Source organism: Pandoraea anapnoica (assembly GCF_902459765.1).
In the GTDB taxonomy this organism is placed as follows: Bacteria; Pseudomonadota; Gammaproteobacteria; order Burkholderiales; family Burkholderiaceae; genus Pandoraea; species Pandoraea anapnoica.
In genome coordinates, this window is record NZ_CABPSP010000023.1 from 21,827 (window position 1) to 42,919 (window position 21,093).

A 21,093-nucleotide genomic window follows, 5' to 3' on the forward strand; every position below is an offset into this window, starting at 1 on the left:
AAGGGCTTCCTGATGTGAAGGGCAGTCGGATGCCGTCGAAAGCAGCATTCGGACTTAGACGAAGCGCACACCGATGGCGCCGAGCGGACCGTAGTCCGCGTGGAAGACATCGCCCGCTGTGCAGGCCACCGGCCGTGTGAACGAGCCCGCCAGCACGATCTCGCCCGCCTGCAACCCTTCGTCGAACGCGCCCAGCTTGTTGGCGAGCCATGCAATGCCATTGCCCGGATGGTTCAGCACTGCGGCACTCAACCCGGATTCTTCGATCACCCCGTTGCGATACAGCAGCGCGCCTGCCCAGCGCAGGTCGATGGCATCCGGTTTGACGGGACGGCCACCGAGAATCACGGCGGCATTCGCCGCGTTGTCGGCAATCGTGTCGAAGACCTTACGCGGCGCTTTGGTGTCGCGATCGAACAGCTCGATACGACCGTCGATCAGTTCCAGCGCGGGCGTCACCCAGGCGGTGGCGTCCAGTACATCGAACAGGGTCACGCCCGGTCCTTTGAGCGGCTTGGCGAGAATGAACGCCAGCTCCACTTCGAGACGCGGCACGATGAAGCGCGACGCCTCCAGCGTTGCGCCGTCGGCAACAAGCATGTCGTCGAGCAGCGTGCCGTGATCGGGTTCGGTGATCTGGGCGGCCACCTGCATGGCACGCGACGTCAGCCCGATCTTGTGCCCGATCACGCGACGACCCTCGGCGAACTTCAGCGCGAGCCACGCCTGCGAGATCGCATAGCTGTCGGCAATCGTCATCTCGGGATAACGGCGGGAGAACTGCATCACGGGCGTGCGGCTGCGCTCGGCTTCGTGCAGTTCGCGGGCAAGGGCCTGATGGGTCGAGGCGTCGAGCTTCGGCATCGCGGGGTCTCCGTTGTCGGCATCGTCTTGAATAGTCCCCTATTCTTGCGGCCACGCGCGCCACGAACAATCAATCGATTTTGGGCGATTGATAAGAAAAACTGGATAATCCGATACCGCGTGAACCCCCATCTGCCGAGCGGTTGTGGTGTTGGAGCCACAGTCTCAACCGACCGTTGAAGCAAACACGGCGATCGGCATTTGTTATCGCATCTTCCCGTTTCCGTCCGACATTGCGCGACATCTCTGCGCAATGTCGCGCATTCCTCTCAGCTCCCCCCATCGCGCGCGCCCCTGCGCAATCCCTCCCGTCCGATTACCGACAGATGTTCGGCGGCACCCATTAAAAATGAGAGTGATTTGCATTTATAATCCGCGTCGCTTTATTACAACGTCTTACTCATAACGATCCGCACGCCGCAGATGTGCTTTGCCGTCAGGCATGGCCGTTACGCACATCCCTCAGCGGCCTAGCTCGCCACCGCCAGAAGTTACGAAGGTCTGCCAAGATGAAGATGTCCGCAAGTCGCCGTGCCGCTGTTCCCGCGGCTATTTCTGCCGTTATTCCCACCCATCGCCTGCAACGCCTGCCCCGCGCGACCGCGTGCGCCGCCGCATTGCTGATGGTCACGCTGGGTGCCGCGCACGCACAACAAGCGACCTCGGCGGCCGAAGCAAAGGCCGACGTCGAACTCGGTGCAGTGAACGTCTCCGGCGACTGGCTGGGCACCGGCCTCGACAACAGCGCGAAGACTTTTCCTGGCGCGCGCACGGTCGTGAAGAAGGAGCAGATCGACGCGTCGGGTGCCTCGAGCATCGGCGACGTCCTGCGCCGCATTCCCGGTGTTCAGGCCACGGACAACTCCAGCAGTGCAGGCAGCGCCATCTCGCTGAACGTCGGCGTGCGCGGTCTCGCGGGCCGTTTCAGCCCGCGCTCGACCGTGTTGCTCGACGGCATCCCGCTCGCTGTCGCGCCCTACGGTCAGCCGCAGTTGTCGTTCGCGCCGGTCAGCCTGTTCAACATCGAGAGCATCGACGTCGTGCGTAGCGGTGGTGCCGTGCGCTACGGTCCGCAGAACGTTGGTGGCGTGATCAACTTCAAGACACGTTCGATCCCGAGCACGCCGGGCCTGACGGCCGACGCGACCGTGCGTGAAAACATGTACACCACCGGTGGTGGGGCGAACACGCAGTACGGCCTGTTCCTCGGCACGCAGATGGACAACGGTCTGGGCCTCGCGCTGTTGTACTCGGGCATGGTCGGCCGCGACTGGCGAAAGGGCAGCGACGAGCATGTGAACGATCTCGCGCTGAAGTGGCGCTATGACATCACGCCGAGCCAGCAGGTGTACGGCAAGATCTCGTACTTCGACGCAAAGTCGATGACCCCGGGCGGGCTGACGGCCGCGCAGTACAACGCCGATCCGTTCCAGAACACGCGTCCGACCGACTACTGGAGCGGCAATCGCACCGGTCTCGACTTCGGCTACCTGAACACGATCTCGGACACGCAGGAATTCGAGATCCGCACGTTCTACAACGAGAGCTATCGCCAAAGCACGCTGACGAACCTCTCGGTCCTGCCGCTGGCGCAGATTCACCAGCCGCGTAACTATCAGACGTTCGGCATCGAGCCGCGCTACACCCAGCGCCTGTTCTTCGGTCCGACGGCGCATGACGTCACCGTCGGCTATCGCTTCATTCGTGAGCGTGGCGACGACAACAACTTCCAGACGACGCTGTCCAATGGCAAGACGTCCGCCACGACGACGTTCTACAACTACACCAGCGCCAACGCGTTCTACATCGACGACCGCATGGCATGGGGCAACTGGCGCTTCACGCCGGGCCTGCGCTACGAAATGATCTCGTCGCAACGCGTGGACAAAGCCTCGGGCGGCACCTTCCGCACGGACAACAACAAGCCGCTGCCTTCGGTGAACCTGTCGTATCTGGTGAACAGTGCGTGGACAATCTTCGCGGACTACAGCACGTCGTTCGGCCCGGTGCAGAACACGCAGCTCAATTCGATGTCGGCGTCGAACCCGCTGGAGCCAGAACTGGCCCGCACGTATGAAATCGGCACGCGTTGGACGGACAATCGTTGGAAGGCCGAACTGACGGCCTTCAGAATGAAGTTCGACAACCAGATTCTGCAGGTGCCGGGCGTGAGTCCCGCGACGTTCCAGAACATCGGTGCAACGAACCACGACGGTATCGAAACCGCGATCGATTACACGTTCGATCGCGACAGCGCGCTGCGCGGCTTGAACCTGTATGCGAACTTTACGTATGTGCGTGCGATCCAGAAGTCGGGCACGACGGCCGGTCTCGACGTGCCGTTCTACTCGCGATTCACCGACACTCTCGGCGCGCGCTACACGATCGGTCAGTGGACGTTCAACGTCTCCACCACGCACCAAAGCTCTCAGTACTCGGATCTTGCGAACACCGATGCGCCGTCGGCCGATGGTCTGAACGGCAAGGTGCCGGGCTACCGGGTATGGAACCTGCAAGCGCTGTACAAGCTGCCGTTCTACAAGAACGCAGACATCACCGTGGGTCTGAACAACGTGTTCGACAAGCGCTTCTACACGCGCAACACAGATCAGAACGGCGGCATTATGGTCGGCGCACCGCGCATGGTCTACGTGCAAGGGCACTTCGGGTTCTGATCGACGTTCCCTGCCCTCAGCACAAAGCCCTGCCCTCGATTCGACGGCGGGGCTTTTTTATCGACGGCTCCTCGGCTTCTTGTACTTCCTCTCGTCGCCGGGCCGGTAGTCAGGGTCGTCTTCGTCGTCCTGTTCGTCCTGTTCGTCGTGGTGCGCTTCGTATGCGTCGTCGGTATCTTCCGATGCCTCCGAAAGATCACGGCCACCACGTCGACCACGCCTACCGACAATAACGCGACGCGCCGAGAAGTGCGTCTTTTCATCGTCCTCGATATCCGACGCGTTGTCCCGGTCCGAATCCTCTTCGTCCGACACGCCCTGCTCGTCGATCTCGTCGAAGCTTCGCTTCCGGTTAAGACTGGTCTGAATCCTGTTCGATATCGCAATCGTCACGCGATGCTGAAGCGCCACCGCATCGGCATATCGCCTGGGCTTTGTCGACGGCGTCGCGCGCACCCGCTTCTTCTTGTTCTTCTTGCCCTTCTTCTCTGGCGCCTCTTCTTCCGCTTCCCTGCGCTTCATCTCGGACGCGACGAAAGCGTCCATCTCCAGCCCCAATTCTGGCGGCAGCCATGACGGCCGGTGCGAGGCGAACGCCAGCATCTCCTCCTCGACCCACAAGTCGCGGTCATCGACGTCCTGCTGAGCACTGAGCGTCTTCTCCTCCCTCTCTACCTCCGATAGCCGACGGGGCATCGTGCCGCCCGCCAACGTGCCGATGAAGCTGCGAGCGCCGCCCATATCCGTCACCGGACCGATACTCGGCAACCAGTCGTCTTCCTCCTCTTCTTCCGGCTGATAGCTGGCGAACTGGTTTTCCCAGTCCGCCTGCGACGTGGTCTGGTCCTTGTCCTGATCGAACAACCGTAGCGGCCTGTCGCCATATCCCGCACGACGAAGAATCAGATACGCGTAGGCGCGACTCACGCGCCCGTTGGTGTCGTGCAGCGGATGCAGCACACTGATCTGCTGCTGAACACGTGCCGCCAGCCGGGCGATGTCGTTTTCCTTTTCCGTCTCGGGATCGACCCGACGACGTCCTTTCGGTTTGGGTTTCCGGGCAAGAATAGCGTCAAACGCCTCCTTGCTTTGCGCAAGCAACTCGCCGAGTGCCGATGCCTTGTCTTCTTGCTGGTAACTCACATTGAACAGGCCCTTGTTGCCTTTGCCCTTCGCGCTTGTCACCGAGAGGCCGTGTCCGGTCAGCGTCTTCCTTTCCGGCGATGTCAGTTTCACCGGCGCGCCCCAGAATGACGGCTCGTCGTCCTGCGTGATGAATTCGATTTCGCTGCGGGTCTCTCCCGCCAGGCGCGCAGCCACGGTACGGAATCCGTCGATCGACCAGATATCGATGCCATTGTCGGTAATGACGTCGTGCCATGCCTGCGCGGTCTTCTTCCCGTACGGAAATGCAAAGCTGGCGTCGCGCTGCCCCTCCACGGTGCCGCCCGTGCTGTTGGAGATGAACCACGACTGCGTGCGCTGATCGACGTCCACGTCGCCGAGCCGTGTCAGCCACCGGTCGTTGCTGTTGAGCAGCGCTTCCTGACTTTGCTTGACGGCATCGATCTGTGATGTCGACTCGCCTTGCTCGACCATCGTCACGAGCCGGGTCACGCCCGCGCCGTAATTGCCTTCCTCAACGGTGAGCACCTTGAACGTCGCACTCGCCCGGAAGACGACCTCCCGCTGCCCGTGCCCGATATCGGGCGCGACGGGGCTGATCGGAATGCCGTTCATGCCCTTGGCGTAGATGCGATAGCGATCCATCGGGTCGCCTTTCTTCTTCATGCCGCCCTTCGAAAACGCGACCGTGCCGCCGGCGGATTCGCTTGCGCTCAGCGGCGTTCCCTGACTGAAAAGCCTGCCAGGCTGGAGCGAATCGTTTCTCGGATAGGCGGCGTAAAGGGTGCCCTCAATGGGCGCAATGCGTGCGAGCGTCGAATCCAGCAACGCGATGTCGTCGCCCGCGTGTCCCGGGTCGTGGCTCTTGGCCGAGAGACCGATGTCCATGCCCACGTTGTTCTTCTGCACCCCCGTGGCGGGCGACGCCCACTTGGTGAGAACGTCCAGCGCATTCCTGTCGCGCCGCGCATCCAGATGCTTGTAGAGCTGTTCGCTTCGCTGACGCAGGAACGGATGATCCTCGACCAGCTCGCCCCTGTCAGTCCAGTCGATGGACGACACCTGACTGTATTTCGGCGGTTTGTACGCTTCGGAACCGAGCGCCTTCCCGCTTCGGATGTCGACGATCGTCTGAAGGTATTCGCCTTTGTCGGGCAGCCCTGCCTCCTCGCCTATGGCACGGGCGTCTCCCCGTAACGCGGCGAGATGACTGTAAAGCGCGATGAGGTAATCGTTCGTGGCGTCCGACGTGTGGGTAACGAGGTTTTTCAGCTCGCGCATCAGCACCTTCGGATTGTCCCGGTTACGCAGTAGCACTCGCTTCTGCCTGGGCAGCAGGTTGTCCCACGTCGTGAAGTCGACCGTGGACAAATGCTCCTCGAATTCGCCCGGCTCCTCGGGGTTCCAGGGCTGCTGCGCCTCCTCCGACTCCTCTTTCGCGGGCGGAAAAATTGTCTGAAAGTGGCTACTGATGGCGGCCTGATGTTTGCCGACGTCGAAACGTGACGTCATTGGAATGGCGCTGGCGGCCTGATCGAGCAGACGGACATCGTTCTCGGGGTATTGAGGCAGAACAGGCGCTTTGGCACCCCGGCGTCTCGGCGGCTTGGGCCGGAACGGCGCCAGCATGGCCCAGGCCATTTCGATGTTGTCCGGCAGTGTGATCTGCTCTGAGGATTTTTCGGCTGCGATCCATGTCCGCCGAATCTCGTCGAACGTCAGCGCACTGACGTGCGTGAGCTTCGTCAGAAAGGCGTCTTTGGTGTACTGGCGCTCGACATCAGCCGAGAAATTGATGACGCGCTGGATGGGCGCAGGCGATGACAACGGTGGGGGCGGCGAAGCGAGCGCTTGCCGCTGCGCCACCGCGCGGGTGCGCGGGCTGGCATCGATGGTGGCACGCATTTGCGCGTGAGCGCGGCTGATCGGGCGATTATCGACGAGTGCGGGCGTCGCGGCGGATGCATCACCGACGACAGGCATCCCCTCCTGGCGCGCACTCACCGCTGGCCTTCGTGCCTTCGCCCCCTCGCTCATCGCTGCCCCGTGTCATTCGTGTTTTTATCGAACAACGGCTTCTGTGCTGCGCGTGCCTTCGTCGTGCGGCTCGCCCCTTCATCGGGGCGAGCGGGACTGCTCGGTGCTTCTTACCTGCTTCTTATCTGTTTCCTGCGTGCTTACTTCGTACGGCCGTAGTCGTCCTGGAAGCGGACGATATCGTCTTCTCCCAGATACGCGCCGGACTGCACTTCGATCAGTTCAAGCGGCACGCGGCCGGGGTTTTCCAGACGGTGCGTCGTACCCAGCGGAATGTACGTCGACTGGTTTTCGGTCAGCAGCGTCGTCGTGTCGCCGTTCACCACTCGCGCCGTGCCCTTCACCACGATCCAGTGCTCCGAGCGGTGGAAGTGCATCTGCAAGCTCAGCGAAGCGCCCGGCTTCACGACGATCTTCTTCACCTGGAAGCGATCGCCCACACAAATGCCTTCGTAGTCGCCCCACGGCCGGAATACGCGCTGATGGAACACTGACTCCGAGCGGCCTTCGGCGATCAGCGTCTCGACCACGCGCTTGACGTCCTGAACGTGATCCTTCGACGTGACCAGCACGACGTCCGGCGTTTCCACGATCACGAGATTCTCGACGCCGATGGCCGCGACCATCCGGCTCTCACCGCGCACATAGCTATTCTTCACGCCGTGCGTCACGACATCGCCGATCAGGCTATTGCCGTTCTCGTCGCGCTCGGCAATCTCCGCGACCGCCGACCACGAACCGATGTCGTTCCACCCCAGACCATCGGCGTCTACCACGGCGGCGCGCTGCGCCTTCTCCATGACGGCATAGTCGATGGAGTCCGACGGGCAGGCTTCGAGACTCGCCTTGTCCAGGCGGAAGAAGTCGATATCCACCGCGCCCTGCTCCACCGCCGCTTTCACCTGCCTGAGCATTGCCGGGGCGAGACGTTCGAGTTCGTCGAGATACGCCGACGCTTTGAACATGAACATGCCACTGTTCCAGTAGCAGTTGCCCGCGGCGATGAGTGCTGCGGCCTTGTCGGCGTCCGGCTTCTCGACGAACTGGTCGATGTTGAACCCGCTCGCACAGACTTGCGTGGCTGCACCGCGGCGAATGTAGCCGTAACCGGTATGCGGGGACATCGGCGGAATGCCGAAGGTGACGAGATAGCCGTCGTCGGCCAGCGTCTTGGCCGCGCGCACCGCTTCGAGGAACTTGGCCTCATTGGCGATGGCGTGATCGGAAGGCAGCACGAGCAGCGTGGCGTCGGCGTCCTGACGCAGGGCAATCAGCGCCGCCGCCGCGACCGCCGGTGCGGTGTTGCGTGCCACGGGTTCGAGCACGATAGCGCCTGGGGTCGTGTCGATCGCGCGCAGCTGCTCGGCCACGAGGAAGCGCTGTTCGTTGTTGGAGATGATCAGCGGGGCGGCCACGCCGTCGAGCGCGCCGACGCGCTTGACCGTCTGCTGGAGCAATGTGTCCGAACCGGCGAGCGCGAGATACTGCTTTGGATAGCTGGCTCGCGACAAAGGCCACAAACGTGTACCACTACCGCCGCACAGAATTACAGGAGTTATCGCCATATTCCGGTTCGTAGAAAGTTACGCCACATCGCTTTAGGAAGCGAAAATTATATCGTTATTTCAAACACTTAAAACGACATTGCGATGACGGAAGTTTGCCTCGGATTGGCGTCTTGGCCACGTTTTACCGTCGCGCAAAAGAAAAGCGGCACCCCGCAAAGGGTGCCGCTTTCGTACAGCGATACAGCGTAGTGCCGGATCGGCGGTGCCGGCTTGCGCCAGCGCCGCCCGCGTCCGGCTTACTCTGCCGTCGGCTCTTCCACCGAAGTGGGGATCGGGGCAAACGCCTCTTCCAGAGCGATCTGGTCGTGACGCTCGCGATCCGACGTTTCGCGGGCCTTGCGGGCCTTGTGATACGCCAGACCCGTACCTGCCGGGATCAGACGGCCAACGATGACGTTTTCCTTCAGACCACGCAGGTCGTCCTTCTTGCCCATGATGGCGGCTTCGGTCAGCACGCGCGTCGTTTCCTGGAACGATGCAGCCGAGATGAACGAATCCGTCGACAGCGACGCCTTCGTAATACCCAGCAGCACGTTCTCGTACTGCGCCGGACGCTTGTCCGCGGCGTTCATGGCGTCGTTCTCGTAGAGCATGTCCGAACGCTCGACCTGTTCGCCGATGATGAAGCGCGTATCGCCGTTGTCGGTGATCTGCACACGACGCAGCATCTGGCGAACGATCACCTCGATGTGCTTGTCGTTAATCTTCACACCCTGCAAGCGGTACACGTCCTGCACTTCATCGACGATGTAGCGCGACAGCGCTTCGATACCCTGCAGACGCAGGATGTCGTGCGGGTCGGCCGGGCCGTCCACGATCATTTCGCCCTTGTTCACCACCTGACCGTCGTGCACCAGCACCTGCTTTTCCTTCGGAATCAGGAATTCGTGCTGGTTGCCGTCCAGATCGGTAATGACCAGACGCTGCTTGCCCTTCGTGTCCTTACCGAACGACGTCGTACCCGTGACTTCGGCCAGAATGCCGGCGTCCTTCGGTGCACGCGCTTCAAACAGTTCGGCCACGCGCGGCAGACCCCCGGTAATGTCACGCGTCTTCTGCGCTTCAGTCGGGATACGTGCGAGCACTTCACCCACCGGCACTTGCTGACCATCCTTGATGGTGATCAGTGCGCCGACCTGGAAGCCGATCGTCACCGGGTGATCCGTGCCCGGGATCTTCACTTCCACGCCGTTCTCGTCGAGCAGCTTGACCTGCGGACGCACGTTCTTCGACGCCGGACCACGACGCTTCGGATCGATCACGACCAGCGTGGACAGACCCGTCACATCGTCGATCTGCTTGGCAACCGTGACACCTTCCTCGACGTTCTCGAACTTGGCGAAACCGCCGTGTTCGGTAATGATCGGGCGCGTCAGCGGATCCCACGTAGCCAGTTGGGCACCGGCCTTGACCTGTGCGCCGTCCAGTTGCAGCAGCGTGGCGCCGTACGGCACCTTGTGACGCTCGCGCTCACGACCGTGATCGTCCGTGATCAGGACTTCACCCGAACGCGAGATCGCGATCTGCTCGCCGCGGCCGTTCGTCACGTAACGCATGGTCGCCGTGAAGCGAACCGTACCGTTCGACTTGGCTTCGATCGACGAGGCCACTGCCGCACGCGATGCCGCACCACCGATGTGGAACGTACGCATCGTCAGCTGCGTGCCCGGTTCACCGATCGACTGTGCTGCGATCACGCCGACGGCTTCGCCGACGTTCACACGCGTACCGCGACCCAGATCACGGCCGTAGCACAGTGCACACAGACCGAAACGCGTATCGCAGGTCAGCGGGGTGCGCACGCGCACTTCGTCGATACCCAGCGCTTCGATGTTCTCGACGATGTCTTCGTCGAGAAGCGTACCGGCTTCGTACACCGTCTCTTGCGTTTCCGGATTCACGACGTCGGCCACAGCCACGCGACCCAGGATACGGTCACGCAGGGCTTCGACCACTTCACCGCCCTCGACCAGCGCCTTCATCGCCACGCCGTTGCTCGTGCCGCAATCGTCTTCGACCACGACCAGATCCTGCGTCACGTCGACCAGACGACGCGTCAGGTAACCCGAGTTTGCCGTCTTCAGTGCCGTATCGGCCAGACCCTTACGTGCACCGTGGGTCGAGATGAAGTACTGCAACACGTTCAGGCCTTCGCGGAAGTTCGCGGTAATCGGCGTCTCGATAATCGAGCCGTCCGGCTTGGCCATCAGGCCACGCATACCGGCGAGCTGGCGAATCTGGGCGCTCGAACCGCGAGCACCGGAGTCGGCCATCATGTAAATCGAGTTGAACGACTCCTGGTCCACGACATTGCCATCGCGGTCGGTGGTCTTTTCCTTCGAGAGCTGCTCCATCATCGCCTTACCCACGGCGTCACCGGTAGCACCCCAAATGTCCACGACGTTGTTGTAACGCTCTTGCGACGTGACCAGACCCGACATGTACTGACGGTCGTATTCCTTGACCTTCTTCGACGCTTCGCCGATCAGTTCTTCCTTCTTCGTCGGCACGAGCATGTCGTCGACGCAGATCGAAATACCGGCACGCGTAGCGAGCTTGAAGCCCGACTGCATCAGCTTGTCGACGAAGATCACCGTCTCGCGCAGACCGCAACGGCGGAACGCCGTGTTGATCAGCTTCGAGATTTCCTTCTTCTTGAGCGACTTGTTCAGCACCGAGAACGGCAGACCCGGCGGCAGAATTTCCGACAGGATCGCGCGGCCGACGGTCGTCGGGTACAGCGTGATCTTCGGCGTCTTCTCACCCGTTTCCGCGTCGACCAGGTACTCCGTAATACGCACGTTCACGCGCGAAGCCAGTTCGACTTCCTTGTTGTCGTACGCACGCAGCACTTCGGACACGTCGATGAACGACAGGCCTTCGCCCTTGCCGTTGATCTTGTCGCGCGTCGCGTAGTACAGACCCAGCACGATATCCTGCGACGGCACGATCGACGGATCGCCGTTAGCCGGGAACAACACGTTGTTCGAGGCCAGCATCAGGGTACGCGCTTCCATCTGCGCTTCGAGCGACAGCGGCACGTGAACAGCCATCTGGTCACCGTCGAAGTCGGCGTTGAACGCCGCGCAAACCAGCGGGTGAAGCTGAATTGCCTTGCCTTCGATCAGCACCGGCTCGAACGCCTGAATACCCAGGCGGTGCAGCGTCGGTGCGCGGTTCAGCATGATCGGATGCTCGCGGATCACCTCTTCCAAGATGTCCCACACCACCGCCGTCTGGTTCTCGACTTCCTTCTTCGCGGCCTTGATGGTCGTGGCCACGCCCATCACTTCCAGCTTGTGGAAGATGAACGGCTTGAAGAGTTCGAGCGCCATCAGCTTCGGCAGACCGCACTGATGCAGCTTGAGCGTCGGGCCCACAGTAATCACCGAACGGCCCGAGTAGTCGACACGCTTACCCAGCAAGTTCTGACGGAAACGACCGCTCTTACCCTTGATCATGTCGGCCAGCGACTTGAGCGGGCGCTTGTTCGCACCGGTCATCGCCTTACCGCGACGACCGTTGTCGAGCAGCGAGTCCACGGACTCTTGCAGCATGCGCTTTTCGTTGCGCACGATGATGTCCGGGGCCTTGAGCTCGAGCAGACGCTTCAGACGGTTGTTACGGTTGATGACGCGGCGATACAGATCGTTCAGGTCCGAGGTCGCGAAGCGGCCACCGTCGAGCGGCACCAGCGGGCGCAGCTCAGGCGGGAGCACCGGCAGGACTTCGAGCACCATCCACTCGGGCTTGATGCCCGAGCGCTGGAATGCCTCAAGAACCTTCAGGCGCTTGGCGTACTTCTTGATCTTGGCTTCCGAGCCCGTGGCTTGCAGCTCGGCGCGCAGATGCTCGACCTGTGCGTCGATGTCGATCGAGCGCAGCAGTTCGCGCACGCCTTCCGCGCCCATCTCGGCACGGAATTCGTCGCCGTATTCCTCGACCTTGTTGTAGTAATCCTCCTCGGTCATGATCTGGCAACGCTTGAGCGGCGTCATGCCCGGCTCGAGAACCACGTACGCTTCGAAGTACAGCACGCGTTCGATGTCGCGCAGCGTCATGTCGAGCACCATGCCCAGACGCGACGGGAGCGACTTCAGGAACCAGATGTGCGCGACCGGCGACGCCAGTTCGATGTGGCCCATGCGCTCACGGCGCACCTTGGCCAGCGTCACTTCGACGCCGCACTTCTCGCAGATCACGCCACGGTGCTTCAGGCGCTTGTACTTGCCGCAAAGGCACTCGTAGTCCTTGATCGGACCAAAGATCTTGGCGCAGAACAGACCGTCGCGCTCGGGCTTGAAGGTCCGGTAGTTGATCGTCTCCGGCTTCTTCACTTCACCGAACGACCACGAGCGGATCTTGTCCGGCGAAGCCAGACCGATCTTGATCGCGTCGAACTGTTCGTCCTGCTGGACTTGCTTGAATAGATCGAGCAAAGCTTTCATTGCTTTCTCCTGTTGCCTGAACGCGATTAACCGCGCTCCAGGTCGATATCGATACCGAGCGAACGGATTTCCTTGACCAGCACGTTGAACGACTCCGGCATGCCGGCATCGATCACGTGATCGCCCTTGACGAGGTTCTCGTACACCTTCGTACGACCCGTCACGTCATCCGACTTCACCGTCAGCATTTCCTGCAGCACATACGATGCGCCGTAAGCTTCCAGCGCCCACACTTCCATTTCACCGAAGCGCTGACCACCGAACTGAGCCTTACCGCCCAACGGCTGTTGCGTCACCAGCGAGTACGGACCGGTCGAACGTGCGTGCATCTTGTCGTCGACCAAGTGGTGCAGCTTGAGCATGTGCATGAAGCCGCAAGTGACCGTACGCTCGAAGGCTTCACCAGTGCGACCGTCGAACAGCGTGACCTGGTTCTTCGACGGGGTCATGCCGAGTTCCTTCGCGATGTGATCCGGGAACGCCAGATCCAGCATGCGACGGATTTCCTCTTCATGCGCGCCATCGAACACCGGCGTCGCGAACGGAACACCGTTCTGCAGGTTGCGTGCCAACGACATGATTTCGTCGTCCGACAGGCTGTCGATATCTTCTTGCTGACCGCTCTCGTTGTAGATCTTCGTCAGGAACTTGCGAAGCTCCTGGACCTTGGTGTGCGCTTGCAGCATTTCGCCGATACGCCAGCCCAGACCCTTCGCTGCCCAGCCGAGGTGCGATTCGAGAATCTGACCCACGTTCATCCGCGACGGCACGCCGAGCGGGTTGAGCACGATGTCTGCCGGACGGCCATCGGCCATGTACGGCATATCCTCGATCGGCACGATCTTCGAGACCACACCCTTGTTACCGTGACGGCCGGCCATCTTGTCGCCAGGCTGCAGACGACGCTTGACCGCCAGGTACACCTTGACCATCTTCAGCACGCCCGGCGGCAGTTCGTCGCCTTGCGTGAGCTTCTTGCGCTTCTCTTCGAAAGCCAGGTCGAACGAGTGACGCTTCTGCTCGATCGATTCCTTGATCTGTTCGAGCTGTTGCGCACCTTCGTCTTCTGCCAGACGGATGTCGAACCAGTGGTAGCGGTCCAGATCGGCCAGGTATTCCTTGGTGATCTTGGTGCCCTTGGCGAGCTTCTTCGGGCCGCCATTGGCCGTCTTGCCCACCAGGAAACGCTCCAGACGCTGGAATGCGTCACCTTCCACGATGCGCAACTGGTCGTTCAGGTCGAGGCGGTAGCCCTTCAGTTCATCGTCGATGATCTGCTGAGCGCGCTTGTCGCGCTGAATGCCTTCACGCGTGAACACCTGCACGTCGATGACGGTGCCGCTCATGCCCGACGGCACGCGCAGCGAGGTGTCCTTCACGTCCGAAGCCTTCTCGCCGAAGATCGCGCGCAGCAGCTTTTCTTCCGGCGTGAGCTGGGTTTCGCCCTTCGGCGTGACCTTGCCCACCAGCACGTCACCGGCTTCGACTTCTGCACCGATGTACACGATGCCCGACTCGTCCAGACGGCTCAGTTGCACTTCCGCCAGGTTCGAGATGTCGCGCGTGATTTCTTCCGGTCCGAGCTTCGTGTCGCGAGCGACAACGTTCAGTTCTTCGATGTGGATCGACGTGTAACGGTCTTCCGCAACGACACGTTCCGAGATCAGGATCGAGTCTTCGAAGTTGTAGCCGTTCCACGGCATGAACGCGATCAGCATGTTCTGACCCAGCGCCAGCTCACCCAGGTCGGTCGACGCGCCGTCGGCGATCACATCGCCGCGCGCAACCTTATCGCCCACTTCCACGATCGGACGCTGGTTGATGTTGGTGTTCTGGTTCGAACGCGTGTACTTGATCAGGTTGTAGATGTCCACGCCGACTTCACCGGCAACGGCTTCGTCGTCGTTCACGCGAATCACCACACGGCCTGCATCGACATAGTCGACCACGCCGCCACGGAACGCCTGCACGGTCGTACCCGAGTCAACGGCCACCGTACGTTCGATACCCGTACCGACAACCGCCTTTTCCGGACGCAGGCAAGGCACGGCCTGGCGCTGCATGTTCGAACCCATCAATGCGCGGTTCGCGTCATCGTGTTCGAGGAACGGAATCAGCGAGGCTGCGACCGAGACGATCTGCGACGGTGCCACGTCCATGTACTGGATGCGGTCCGGCGTGACCATCAGCGTTTCGCCGGCTTCACGCGACGACACGAGTTCGTCGGTGAGTTCGCCGCTGGCGCCGATCGACGCGTTCGCCTGAGCGATCACGTAACGACCTTCTTCAATGGCCGACAGGTAGTCGATCTGGTCGGTGACCTTGCCGTCTTCCACCTTGCGATACGGCGTCTCGAGGAAGCCGTATTCGTTCAGGCGGGCGTACAGTGCCAGCGAGTTGATCAGACCGATGTTCGGACCTTCCGGCGTTTCGATCGGGCACACGCGGCCATAGTGGGTCGGGTGCACGTCGCGGACTTCAAAGCCTGCACGCTCGCGCGTCAGACCGCCCGGGCCCAGTGCGGAAACACGACGCTTGTGCGTGATTTCCGACAGCGGGTTGGTCTGGTCCATAAACTGCGACAGCTGCGACGAACCGAAGAACTCGCGAATGGCCGACGAAATCGGCTTGCTGTTGATCAGGTCGTGCGGCATCAGGTTTTCCGACTCGGCCTGACCCAGACGTTCCTTCACAGCACGCTCGACACGCACGAGACCGGCGCGGAACTGGTTCTCTGCCAGTTCGCCGACGCAACGCACACGACGGTTACCCAGGTGGTCGATGTCGTCGACTTCGCCGCGGCCGTTACGCAGATCCACGAGGATCTTGATCGTCGCGAGAATATCGTCGTCTTCCAGCGTCATCGGTCCGAGCACTTCGTCACGGCCAACACGACGGTTGAACTTCATACGACCCACCTTCGACAGGTCGTAAGCTTCTTCGCTGTAGAACAGACGGTTGAACAGGGCCTCGACCGCATCTTCGGTCGGCGGCTCGCCCGGGCGCATCATGCGGTAGATCGCGATACGCGCGGCCGTCTGGTCGGCGGTTTCGTCGATACGCAGCGTGGCCGAGATGTACGAACCCTGGTCCAGATCGTTCGTGTACAGCGTCTGGATGTCCGACACGCCCGACTCGCGCAGCTTGAGCAGCACGCTTTCGGTGATTTCGTCGTTGGCGTTGGCGATCACTTCGCCGGTGTCGCCATCGATCACGTTCTTCGCGAGCACACGGCCGAGGAGATAGTCTTCCGGCACCGAGATGAACTTGGTGTTGGCGTTCTCGAGGTCGCGGATGTGCTTGGCGTTGACGCGCTTGTCCTTCTGGACAATGACCTTGCCTTCGCGATCCGTGATGTCGAAACGAGCCACTTCACCACGCAGACGCTCCGGCACGAACTCCATCTGTGCGCCTTCCGGCATCAGCTTGAAGTTGTCGAACACGAAGAAGTTCGCGAGGATCTGTTCCGGCGTCAGGCCGATGGCCTTGAGCAGGATCGTGACCGGCATCTTGCGACGGCGGTCAACGCGGAAGTACAGAATGTCCTTCGGATCGAATTCGAAGTCGAGCCACGAGCCGCGGTAGGGGATGATACGCGCGGAGAACAGCAGTTTGCCCGAGCTGTGCGTTTTGCCCTTGTCGTGTTCGAAGAACACGCCCGGCGAACGGTGCAGCTGCGAGACGATGACACGTTCCGTGCCATTGATGACGAAGGAACCCGTCGAGGTCATGAGCGGAATTTCGCCCATGTACACTTCCTGTTCCTTGACTTCCTTGACTACCGGCTTGTTCGGCGATTCCTTATCGAGAATCACCAGACGAACCTTGGCGCGCAGGGCCGAGCAGAAGGTCAGGCCGCGCTGTTGACATTCCTTGACATCGAACGCAGGCGTGCCAAGCAGATAGCTGACAAACTCCAGGCGTGCGAACCCGTTGTGAGAAACGATCGGGAAAATGGAGGAGAAGGCTGCTTGCAGACCCTCCGGCTTCCGCTCCGATGCAAGCGCATCGGCTTGCAAGAACGATGTGTACGAGGCGAGCTGGGTGGCCAGCAAAAACGGCACCTTGTGCACGGTCGGACGCTTCGCAAAACTCTTGCGAATGCGTTTCTTCTCGGTGAAGGAATAGTGCATTACGATCTCCGAATCACTACGCTGACGACGACGGCAGGCATCGCCAACGGGTGTTCATCGACTGAGACCAGACGTCCCCCACGGCGGGCTTGCCGCGGAGCAACGAGCTTGGTGGTTGGCCGCTACCAACCGCTGGCTGACGGCGACGGATGCCTGTGTTGCCCGTCGCCCGACCAAACTTGCCTTCTGCAGTCGCTTCAGAAGACAAAGAGAAAACCGTTACGGGCCGATGCCTGACGCATCGAATACGCTTCCCGTCGCGATTTTTTCTTTGGCCTCTCGCTTACTTCCCCAGCGCGGCACATCGGCCGCTATCGCATGTCCCTGGACCCGTCTCGTTGGGCGAACGCCCGTTTGAAACCGTGCGAGTCTTACGAGGTACAGCGAAATCACTTCAATTTCAACCACTTGGCTCAGCTTCAAGCCCGCTTTCGAATTTGGAATCCCGGTTTTGGGATTTGCATCTCCTGAAAGCACAAAAAGGCTGACGACATTTCGTCGCCAGCCTTCCCTACGCGCAGAGCCGAATTACTTAACTTCGACCTTGGCGCCGGCTTCTTCCAGCTTCTTCTTGGCTTCGTCAGCGGCAGCCTTGTCGACGCCTTCCTTGACAGCCTTCGGAGCGCCATCAACCAGATCCTTGGCTTCCTTCAGGCCCAGGCCGGTGATTTCGCGGACGGCCTTAATGACGCCGACCTTGTTTGCACCGACTTCTGCCAGGATGACGTTGAATTCGGTTTGCTCTTCAGCAGCTGCAGCAGCACCGCCGCCAGCAGCACCGCCAGCGACCATCATCGCGGCAGCCGACACGCCAAACTTCTCTTCGAACGCCTTGACCAGGTCGTTCAGTTCCATAACCGACATCGCGCCTACGGCTTCGATGATTTCGTCTTTCGTGATTGCCATTTGTAAAACTCCTAGATTGTGTTCGGACCGAAGTCAGCGATCGTGTAACCGGGGAGAGAATTAAGCAGCTTCCGCTTGCTTCTTCTCTGCCACGGCAGCCAGGACGCGAGCAAAGCCGGAAACCGGCGCTTGCATGACACCCAGCAACTTCGCGAGCAGTTCGTCGCGGCTCGGGATCGAGGCCAGCGCTTGCACGCCTGCCTTGTCCATCACCTTGCCGTCGTACGAGCCGGCCTTCAAGATCAACTTGTCGTTGCCCTTCGAAAAGTCGTTCAAGACTTTCGCAGCGGCTACGGGATCCGTCGAGATACCGTAGATCAGAGGACCGGTCATCTGCTCAGCCAGGTCAGCAAATGCAGTGTTTTCCACCGCACGGCGTGCCAGCGTGTTCTTCAGAACGCGCAGGTAGACGCCTTGCTGACGCGCATTGGCGCGAAGCTTCGTCAGATCGCCAACCGTGATTCCGCGATATTCAGCCACAACGATGGTCGAAGCGCCGGCGACTTGCGCCGATACTTCTGCCACGACGGCTTTCTTATCATCAAGATTAAGTGCCACGGTTAACCTCCAAAATTGACATCACCTCATGGTGATGCCGTTCCACTAACGGCTTACCGACATGTCTGGAGTTTCAACCTTCGCGCCCGGTTGCCCGCGTGCGACGGTGTGACTGCATAACTTGTTCGGGTTCGCCATCTGCGTTGGCTGGCGTATTAAGGGAGCGTCAGTGAATGCCCATTCCCGCCAACGGTCTTTGATAACCGGAAGCAACTTCCGAAGAATTCGCTTCCGCCCAAAGTCTTTTGCTACAGGCTGTCGATCTCAAGGATCTCAGCCATCGCAGGGGACGCCATCACCCTGCGATTGCGATATTTATCGCTTAGGCCGACAAGCTGGTCTGGTCCACACGCACGCCAACGCCCATCGTGCTCGACAGGGCGATCTTGCGCAGGTAGACACCCTTGCTCGAAGCCGGCTTCGACTTCGTCAGGGCTTCAAGCAGAGCCGAAAGGTTCTGCTGCAGAGCAGCGGCTTCGAACGAAGCGCGACCGATCGTGGCGTGGATGATACCGGCCTTGTCGACACGGTATTGCACCTGACCTGCCTTGGCGTTCTTCACTGCCGTAGCGACGTCCGGGGTGACCGTGCCAACCTTCGGGTTCGGCATCAGGCCGCGCGGGCCGAGGATCTGACCCAGCGTACCGACGATACGCATCGTATCCGGCGAAGCGATCACGATGTCGAAGTCCATGTTGCCGGCCTTGATCTGCTCGGCCAGGTCTTCCATACCGACGATTTCAGCGCCGGCAGCCTTGGCTTGCTCAGCCTTTTCGCCCTGGGCGAAAACGGCCACGCGAACCGACTTACCGGTACCGGCCGGCAGAACGACCGAACCGCGAACCACTTGGTCCGACTTCTTCGCATCGACGCCCAGTTGAACGGCGACGTCGATCGACTCGTCGAACTTGGCGCTTGCGCATTCCTTGACCAGGGCCAGAGCGTCGCCGACCGGGTACAGCTTGTTGCGGTCGACCTTTGCGGCCAGTGCTTGTTGACGCTTCGAGATCTTAGCCATTACAGACCCTCCACCGTGATGCCCATCGAACGTGCGCTGCCAGCGATGGTGCGAACCGCGGCGTCCAGATCGGAGGCGGTAAGGTCAGGCATCTTGGTCTTCGCGATTTCTTCCGCTTGTGCGCGGGTGATCTTGCCCACCTTGTCGGTGTGCGGCTTGGCCGAACCCTTTTGCAGGTTGGCAGCCTTCTTGATCAGCACCGTTGCCGGCGGGGTCTTCAGGACGAACGTGAAGCTCTTGTCCGCGAAGGCGGTGATCACCACCGGAATCGGAAGACCCGGTTCGAGGCTCTGCGTTTGCGCGTTGAACGCCTTGCAGAACTCCATGATGTTCAGGCCACGCTGACCCAGGGCCGGGCCCACGGGGGGCGACGGGTTGGCTTTACCTGCAGGAATCTGCAGCTTGATAAAGCCGATGATTTTCTTTGCCATGGTTTACTCCGGAACGAATATGTGGCGCATATTCGGGGTTGAGTCATAGCGCGCGTTCACCAAAAACGGGGCTACTGACGCTCCTCGGCGACGGGTGTCACCAACGCAAAAACGCGCCGGACGTCGCGCCGGCGCATTTTATTCTTAGATCTTTTCGACTTGTCCGAACTCCAGTTCTACCGGAGTTGCCCGTCCAAAAATGGTGACGGAGACACGGAGGCGGGACTTTTCGTAGTTCACTTCTTCCACCGAGCCGTTGAAGTCCGTGAAAGGACCATCCTTGACTCGAACCAGCTCGCCCACTTCGAACAACGTCTTCGGACGCGGCTTTTCAACCCCGTCCTTGATTTGCGACATGATCTTGTCGACTTCGGCTTGTCGGATCGGAATCGGGCGCGTACCCGTGCCGCCGATAAAGCCCGTGACCTTGGGGGTGTTCTTCACCAAGTGCCACGATTCATCCGTCATTTCCATCTCACACAGCACATAGCCGGGGAAGAAACGACGCTCGGTGACCTTCTTATGGCCAGCCGTAGTTTCAACAACTTCTTCGGTCGGAACAAGGATCTGACCAAAGTAATCTTGCATGCCCTCACGCGTAATGCGCTCTTGCAGTTGCTTGGCTACGCTTTTTTCCATGCCGGAGTAGGCATGAATGACGTACCAGCGCTTCTTGCTCGGTGCAGCTCCGGTATCAGACATATCACTTCCAGCCAAGAATCAAAGAGAACACTGCCCACTCGATCGTCTTGTCGCTGATCCACAGATACAGCGCCATGATGATGACGAACGCGAAGACGATCGCGGTCGTTTGGGCAGCCTCTTTACGGGTCGGCCAAACGACCTTACCCACTTCCCGATACGCATCCTTCGCAAAAGCCAGGAAGCCTTTACCAGTTTGCGATGCCAATGCAACACCTGCTGCGATGGCCAGAACGACGACGATGGCAGCAACGCGCACATACAGTGCCTGTTGCTCCAAAGCGTAGAACGCCACGACGCCAGCAATCACCAGCAGCCCGGCCAGAGCCAGCAGCAGCTTGTCGCCAGTCGTACGTACAGTTTCTACGGGAGAATTCGCCATTTCCAGCTTGCAGACAGTTGTTTGGCAGGGGCAGAGGGAATCGAACCCCCAACCTTCGGTTTTGGAGACCGACGCTCTGCCAGTTGAGCTATACCCCTAAAACAGCAGAGAGGTCAGCTGCCAAAAGCTGACCCCGTAAGCGCGGACCGTTAAGGTACCGGCTTAAGCTACGATCTTGGCAACGACGCCCGAGCCAACCGTACGGCCACCTTCGCGAATTGCGAAGCGCAGACCTTCGGTCATGGC

General features: G+C 60.5%; 13 protein-coding genes and 1 tRNA gene. 1 reads left to right on the top strand and 13 read right to left on the bottom strand.

Annotation, left to right across the window (positions count from 1 at the left end):
• Positions 1 to 54: 54 nt before the first annotated feature.
• Positions 55 to 864 (bottom strand): 2-oxo-hept-4-ene-1,7-dioate hydratase, encoded by an 810-nt coding sequence (gene hpaH / locus PAN31117_RS26290; protein ID WP_150740793.1) that lies wholly within the window; start codon positions 862 to 864, stop codon positions 55 to 57.
• A gap of 515 nt (positions 865 to 1,379) precedes the next feature.
• Here hpaH and PAN31117_RS26295 point away from each other — a divergent pair.
• Complete coding sequence (locus tag PAN31117_RS26295; RefSeq protein WP_442417698.1) at positions 1,380 to 3,539, top strand: TonB-dependent receptor family protein; 2,160 nt, start codon at positions 1,380 to 1,382, stop codon at positions 3,537 to 3,539.
• 57 nt (positions 3,540 to 3,596) lie between these two features.
• Here PAN31117_RS26295 and PAN31117_RS26300 read toward each other — a convergent pair whose 3' ends face one another.
• From PAN31117_RS26300 to PAN31117_RS26355, 12 genes are all read right to left on the bottom strand, one after another.
• Positions 3,597 to 6,647: a Fic family protein gene (locus tag PAN31117_RS26300; RefSeq protein ID WP_150740795.1), complete on the bottom strand. Its 3,051-nt coding sequence runs from the start codon at positions 6,645 to 6,647 to the stop codon at positions 3,597 to 3,599.
• Between the two features lie 194 nt (positions 6,648 to 6,841).
• A complete protein-coding gene (locus PAN31117_RS26305) occupies positions 6,842 to 8,266 on the bottom strand; it encodes a mannose-1-phosphate guanylyltransferase/mannose-6-phosphate isomerase (RefSeq protein WP_150740796.1) in 1,425 nt (474 codons plus the stop codon).
• A 239-nt stretch (positions 8,267 to 8,505) separates the two neighbouring features.
• Complete coding sequence (gene rpoC, locus PAN31117_RS26310) at positions 8,506 to 12,717, bottom strand: DNA-directed RNA polymerase subunit beta' (RefSeq protein ID WP_150740797.1); 4,212 nt, start codon at positions 12,715 to 12,717, stop codon at positions 8,506 to 8,508.
• A 26-nt stretch (positions 12,718 to 12,743) separates the two neighbouring features.
• Positions 12,744 to 16,850 carry a DNA-directed RNA polymerase subunit beta gene (gene rpoB / locus PAN31117_RS26315; protein ID WP_039393774.1) on the bottom strand — a complete coding sequence of 1,369 codons (4,107 nt, stop codon included), beginning with the start codon at positions 16,848 to 16,850 and terminating at the stop codon, positions 12,744 to 12,746.
• A 528-nt stretch (positions 16,851 to 17,378) separates the two neighbouring features.
• Positions 17,379 to 17,756 carry a 50S ribosomal protein L7/L12 gene (gene rplL / locus PAN31117_RS26320; protein ID WP_046290061.1) on the bottom strand — a complete coding sequence of 126 codons (378 nt, stop codon included), beginning with the start codon at positions 17,754 to 17,756 and terminating at the stop codon, positions 17,379 to 17,381.
• A gap of 60 nt (positions 17,757 to 17,816) precedes the next feature.
• The gene (rplJ, locus tag PAN31117_RS26325; RefSeq protein ID WP_046290062.1) at positions 17,817 to 18,314 is read right to left on the bottom strand and encodes a 50S ribosomal protein L10; all 498 of its coding nucleotides are present in this window, start codon (positions 18,312 to 18,314) and stop codon (positions 17,817 to 17,819) included.
• 322 nt (positions 18,315 to 18,636) lie between these two features.
• The gene (gene rplA / locus PAN31117_RS26330) at positions 18,637 to 19,332 is read right to left on the bottom strand and encodes a 50S ribosomal protein L1 (protein ID WP_150740798.1); all 696 of its coding nucleotides are present in this window, start codon (positions 19,330 to 19,332) and stop codon (positions 18,637 to 18,639) included.
• Positions 19,332 to 19,763 (bottom strand): 50S ribosomal protein L11, encoded by a 432-nt coding sequence (gene rplK / locus PAN31117_RS26335; RefSeq protein ID WP_039393782.1) that lies wholly within the window; start codon positions 19,761 to 19,763, stop codon positions 19,332 to 19,334. Before rplK ends, rplA begins: the two co-directional genes overlap by 1 nt.
• Before the next feature lie 144 nt (positions 19,764 to 19,907).
• Positions 19,908 to 20,465: a transcription termination/antitermination protein NusG gene (gene nusG / locus PAN31117_RS26340; RefSeq protein ID WP_039393784.1), complete on the bottom strand. Its 558-nt coding sequence runs from the start codon at positions 20,463 to 20,465 to the stop codon at positions 19,908 to 19,910.
• A 1-nt stretch (position 20,466) separates the two neighbouring features.
• A complete protein-coding gene (secE, locus tag PAN31117_RS26345; RefSeq protein ID WP_039393786.1) occupies positions 20,467 to 20,847 on the bottom strand; it encodes a preprotein translocase subunit SecE in 381 nt (126 codons plus the stop codon).
• Between the two features lie 22 nt (positions 20,848 to 20,869).
• Positions 20,870 to 20,945 (bottom strand) — tRNA-Trp (locus tag PAN31117_RS26350).
• 64 nt (positions 20,946 to 21,009) lie between these two features.
• The coding region (locus tag PAN31117_RS26355; protein WP_455709878.1) for an EF-Tu C-terminal domain-related protein at positions 21,010 to 21,093 on the bottom strand (84 nt) is incomplete at its 5' end.